At 61.1% G+C, this 4,879-nt stretch carries 6 protein-coding genes; 3 read left to right on the top strand and 3 right to left on the bottom strand.

The features are described from left to right. A partial coding sequence (locus J4E53_RS29680) for a POTRA domain-containing protein (RefSeq protein ID WP_409077851.1) occupies window positions 1–381 on the bottom strand: 381 nt, incomplete at its 3' end. A gap of 225 nt (window positions 382–606) precedes the next feature. Here J4E53_RS29680 and J4E53_RS29675 point away from each other — a divergent pair. From J4E53_RS29675 to J4E53_RS29665, 3 genes are all read left to right on the top strand, one after another. Continuing rightward, window positions 607–1,290 (top strand): response regulator transcription factor, encoded by a 684-nt coding sequence (locus J4E53_RS29675; protein WP_060738151.1) that lies wholly within the window; start codon window positions 607–609, stop codon window positions 1,288–1,290. Then, a complete protein-coding gene (locus J4E53_RS29670; protein ID WP_103311320.1) occupies window positions 1,287–2,549 on the top strand; it encodes an ATP-binding protein in 1,263 nt (420 codons plus the stop codon). The genes J4E53_RS29675 and J4E53_RS29670 overlap by 4 nt, the downstream gene beginning before the upstream one ends. Window positions 2,550–2,656: 107 nt before the next feature. Further along, window positions 2,657–3,106, top strand: coding sequence for a hypothetical protein (locus J4E53_RS29665; RefSeq protein WP_060738149.1), 450 nt, complete (start codon window positions 2,657–2,659; stop codon window positions 3,104–3,106). A gap of 21 nt (window positions 3,107–3,127) precedes the next feature. Here J4E53_RS29665 and J4E53_RS29660 read toward each other — a convergent pair whose 3' ends face one another. Both J4E53_RS29660 and J4E53_RS29655 read right to left on the bottom strand, forming a co-directional pair. Then, a complete protein-coding gene (locus tag J4E53_RS29660) occupies window positions 3,128–3,811 on the bottom strand; it encodes a response regulator (protein ID WP_103311321.1) in 684 nt (227 codons plus the stop codon). A gap of 3 nt (window positions 3,812–3,814) precedes the next feature. Next, the coding region (locus J4E53_RS29655) for an ATP-binding protein (protein ID WP_207268266.1) at window positions 3,815–4,879 on the bottom strand (1,065 nt) is incomplete at its 5' end.

Genomic DNA, 4,879 nt, shown 5'->3' with positions numbered 1-4,879 from the left:
GCGCTGGAAGATCTCGCCTTCGGCCAGGCCGGATTGTTTCAGGCCCTTCATCAGGTCTTCGGTGGAGATCGCCTTGTTGCCTTCGATCTCGATACTGGCGATGGAGGGACGCTCGACGACGGTGATGACCAGGACATCACCGTCGTGTCCCAGTTGGATGTCCTGGAAAAAGCCGGTCTTGAACAGCGCACGCGTGGACTCCACCAGGCGCCGCTCATCCGCGTTATCGCCGACGTTCAATGGCAAGGCACCGAAGACACTGCCTGCGGAGATGCGCTGGAGGCCGTTGATGCGAATATCGGAAATCTTGAAACCTTGGGCGTGGGCAAGTGTGACATTGAACAGCAGTGCAGCCGAGCAGAGCAGGCGCGAAAAATTCATCAAGATCTTATCCAGAACACATCGACAGGTGGTGTAGGTGGACGCGGATATCTCACCGCAAGACGAGTCACCGCGGGAGCGAGCGGGCTGGTGGCGAGCAAGCATAAAAGTTCGCTGCGTTTGGTGCGGTTAACCCAATGTCAAGTTAGGTAAAGGTTGGCCCGTGGCGATGACGGTACGCGGCACACGGGCGATAATGGGCCGACACCTACTCAAGAGCGTCCCATGATCTCTGTATTGCTAGTCGACGATGACCAGGAACTGACGGGAATGCTCAGCCAATACCTGGAGCGCGAAGGCTTTGAGGCGACTGCCGTGCACACAGGGGAGGAGGGCGAGGTGCAAGCGCTGTCCGGTCGCTATAGCATCGTGGTGCTGGACGTGATGCTGCCGCGGTTGTCGGGTATCGAGGTGCTCAGGCGCATTCGGGCCGTGAGCCAGGTGCCAGTGGTGTTGCTGACAGCTCGTGGCGACAACATCGACAAGATCACCGGCCTGGAACTGGGCGCCGATGACTATGTGCCCAAGCCCAGTTCGCCGGGGGAGCTGGTGGCGCGTTTGCGGGCGATCATGCGCCGGGTGCAGCCAGCGGATCGGCCATCCAGCGAAGTGATCAGGACCGGGCCGCTGGTCCTGTGGCCCGGCAAGCGCCAGGCGCTCTGGCAGGGGCGCGAGCTGGGGGTGACCAGCACCGAGTTCAGTTTGCTCGAGGAACTGGCCCGCTGTGCCGGGCAAGTGGTGAGCAAACAGAACCTGTCGCTCAATGCCCTGGGTTGTCCCTTGACTCGCTATGACCGACGCATCGATGTGCACATCAGCAGCATTCGCCACAAGCTGGGACCGCGCCCCGATGCCAAGGCCTGGATCCAGAGCGTGCGGGGCCTCGGTTACCTGTTGATCGCCGAATGATGAAGCCCAGCCGGCTGTTCTGGAAACTGTTCCTGGCGTTCTGGCTCGCCACCAGCTTGACGTTTCTGGTCGGGCTGGGCTTCCTGGTCATGGGCAGTTCCAGGCCGGGTGATCCTCATCTGGAAACGGTCCTGGCCACTGAAGAGCAGCTATTGCGACAGTTTGGCATCGAGTCGGGCCGGCAACTGCTGGCGGTGTGGGAACACCCGGATGACCAGGCCGTTGGTGTCTATGACAGCGCGGGTCAGCTGTTGGCCGGCACGCCAGTGCCGCAACCGGCCTATGAGCGATCGGTCATCAGCAAGGACGGCATCGTGCTGTCGCTCAAGTCAACCCATCCCCTGGGCAAAGAAGGCGACAGGGGGCCGAGCCACTGGACGCCGTTGATCATCGGCACGGTCATGAGTGCGCTGTTCAGCGGTTACATGGCGTTCTACCTGGCATGGCCGCTGGCCTATCTTCGACGCGCCATGAATGACGTGGCCCAGGGGCGCTTCGAGACCCGGGTCAAGCCGATCATGGGCGCGCGACGTGATGAGATCGTCGATCTGGCCGAAGACTGCGACCGAATGGCCAACCAGTTGAAACTGTTGGTAGACGCCCAGCAACACTTGTTGCACGACATCTCCCACGAATTGCGCTCACCGCTGACCCGCATGCAAGCGGCCATCGGATTGCTGCAGCAAGATCCGGCTCGCCTGGAAATGGTGGAACGCATCGACCGTGAGTCGGTGCGCATGGACACGCTGATCGAGGCGTTGTTGACCCTGGCACGCCTGCAGGGGCGACCGGAGAGTATCGAGCGCGAGCCAATCGATGTCGTCGAATTGCTGTCGGTGATCGTCGAGGACGCTCGATTCGAAGCGCAAATGAAAGGCTGCCAGGTCACCTTGCAGGCGTGCCCGGCGTTTGTCAGTCGGGTCAGCGGTGAGCTGTTGTATCGGTGTTTCGAGAACGTCATTCGAAACGCGGTGCGTCATACCCGGCCAAACACCACGGTGATGGTCGTGGCCGAGGTCAATGGCGCCGCAGATGGCCTGGTGGTACAGATCAGCGATCAGGGCACGGGTGTTGAGCATTCGCGGCTACAGAGCATCTTCAACCCGTTCGAACGTGGCTTGAACGAAGTCAGTGCCGGCTTCGGCCTGGGCCTGGCCATTGCCTCAAGGGCCGTGGAGATACACGGTGGCTCTATCCTGGCGCGCAACGAGCCGTCTGGTGGGTTGACGGTGGAAATCAGCTTGCCTCGCAGGGCGTGATCTTTACACGATATTACATTGGCTTGACGGCCCTGTACGCCCCGCCTCAGTAGACTTTGCGCTCAAACTTACGCAGCGTTTGCTGATGCTTCAGCGTGGAGGTGCTCATGTTTCTGGTTCATAAGAAGGGTTTCGTTCCCGGCAAGAGAATGGTCGACGGTCTGGTGCCTTATGACTTCTTCTGCGAAGACAATCCGAGCCTTAACCTGTTTGTCTTCACGGGTTCCGCCACCCCGGGCAAAGTGGTCGAGGAGCCGACACTCTGGGGGTTTACCCGTCTCGAACGTTTTGAAGCGCTGAGCGGCACCCTGGTGTCGAACAAAAAGCAGGAAGGCTGGTTTCAGAAGGTCAATGTGCTCACCGGCCCCGCCCAGAACGGCACGCAAGGCGTGAAGTTCCAGCGAGTGCTGAAAATCATCAAGCACAGCGATGCATCGAGTCGGGTCGCCAGCAAGGCCGACTACGAGATCCAGACCGACGAAGGCGACACCTACTTCACTCGTCGGCCTGCTGGGGGTGACAGGGCGCAAACCGTTATCTATTCGGCAGAACAATAAGCTCGATTTCAACGCGACGCTTCAGGATTCGCCGAGCTGAAACCGATAACCCACGCCATACAACGACTCGATCGGCTGCTCTCCTGGGCAAGCCTGTTCGAGCTTGCGCCGCAGATTACGGATATGGCTATCGATGGTGCGATCAGTGACCACCCGATGATCGGAATAGATCCGGTCGAGCAATTGATCCCGGGAAAACACCCGCCCCGGGGAGCGGGCGAGGGTACTGAGCAGACGCAGTTCCAGAGGGGTAAGGTCCAGTGCGATGCCGTCGAGGGACGCTTGGTACTGTTCTTCGTCAATGTGCAGGCGCGGCGTCGCAGAGGTCAGGAAATTCGGGCTGCGCCGCAGGATCGCTTTCACCCGGGCGACCACCTCGCGGGGACTGAAGGGTTTGCAGATGTAGTCGTCAGCCCCCAGGTCCAGCCCGAGCAGGCGATCCACTTCCTCCACGCGGGCGGTGATCATGATGATCGGCACGGCGCTGAAGCTGCGCAGCTCCTGGCACACTTGCAGGCCGTCGCGTCCCGGCAGCATCAGGTCGAGCAGGATCAACCGCGGCTCGCTGGCCCGCACCGTCGGTACCACTTGAAGGCCGTTGTCCAGGCATTGGGTCGCGTAGCCAGCGGCGATCAGGTAGTCGCGCATCAACGCCGCCAGCTTGGGTTCGTCTTCGACGATCAGGATCGGGTTGTCGTTGCTCATGGTTCAGGCGTTCCGAGGCAGGCGCAGGGTCAGCCAAAGGCCGCCCAAAGGCGAGTGATCGGCGCTGAGGCTGCCGCCATGGGCCAGGGCGATGCTGTGACAGATGGCCAATCCCAGGCCGGCGCCGCCACTGGCGCGATTGCGTGAGGTTTCGCCGCGGTAAAAACGCTCGAACAGTCGCGGCAATTGATCCGCATCGACCCCGGGGCCGGAGTCGAGAAAATCGATGCGCACGACATCGGCCTCGTTGGCGGCACTTATGCGCAGCACGCCACCCTCGTCGGTATAACGCACGGCATTTTCCAACAGGTTGCTGAACAGTTGCTGCAAGCGTTTGGGGTCGGCCTCCAACCGTAGCGGCGTTGTCGGCAGCTCCAGTTTCAAACGCAGATGCCGGGCATTGCAACGCTCCAGGAACATCGCCACGCAACTGTCCAGCAGTTCGTTGAGATCGCATTCGCTCTTGCGGTAGGTCAGCGCGCCGACATCGGCCAGGGACAGTTCGTAGAGATCATCCACCAGCTTGCTGAGCATGCTGACTTCGCTTTGCAGCGATTTCATCGAGGATGGGTCGAGGGTGCGCACGCCGTCTTCGATGGCTTCCAGCTCACCGCGCAATACCGACAACGGGGTGCGCAGTTCGTGGGACACATCGGCCATGAATTCCCTGCGCATTTTCTCGTTGCGTTCCAGCGTATGCGCCAGCTGGTTGAAGTCTCGGGCCAACTGACCGACTTCGTCATTGGAGGCCACCGACACGCGGTTGCTGTATTCCCCGGCGGCCAACCGGTGCGTGGCGGCGGCCACTCGCTTGACCGGGTCAAGCAGGGTACGGGCGATCCACCAGGCAATCAGCATCGCCAACAGCAACGAGAGCACACCCACGGCCAGGCTGGTGCGCACCAGATACTGACGAAAGCGTTCACCGCCAGCCTCGGTCACGTTCTGGAACGGCGTCACCGCCAGCCAGCCGACGGTTTTGCCGGCGACCTCGATCGGGCGCATCAGGGCGTCGTCGGCAATCGCCGAGTAGCCCATGACCAGCTGTTTCTGCTGATCCAGCAGAGC

The sequence above is a fragment of the Pseudomonas sp. FW305-28 genome (assembly GCF_017351395.1).
Classification (GTDB): Bacteria; Pseudomonadota; Gammaproteobacteria; order Pseudomonadales; family Pseudomonadaceae; genus Aquipseudomonas; species Aquipseudomonas fluorescens_AA.
This window is presented reverse-complemented; position numbering and strand designations above follow the sequence as displayed.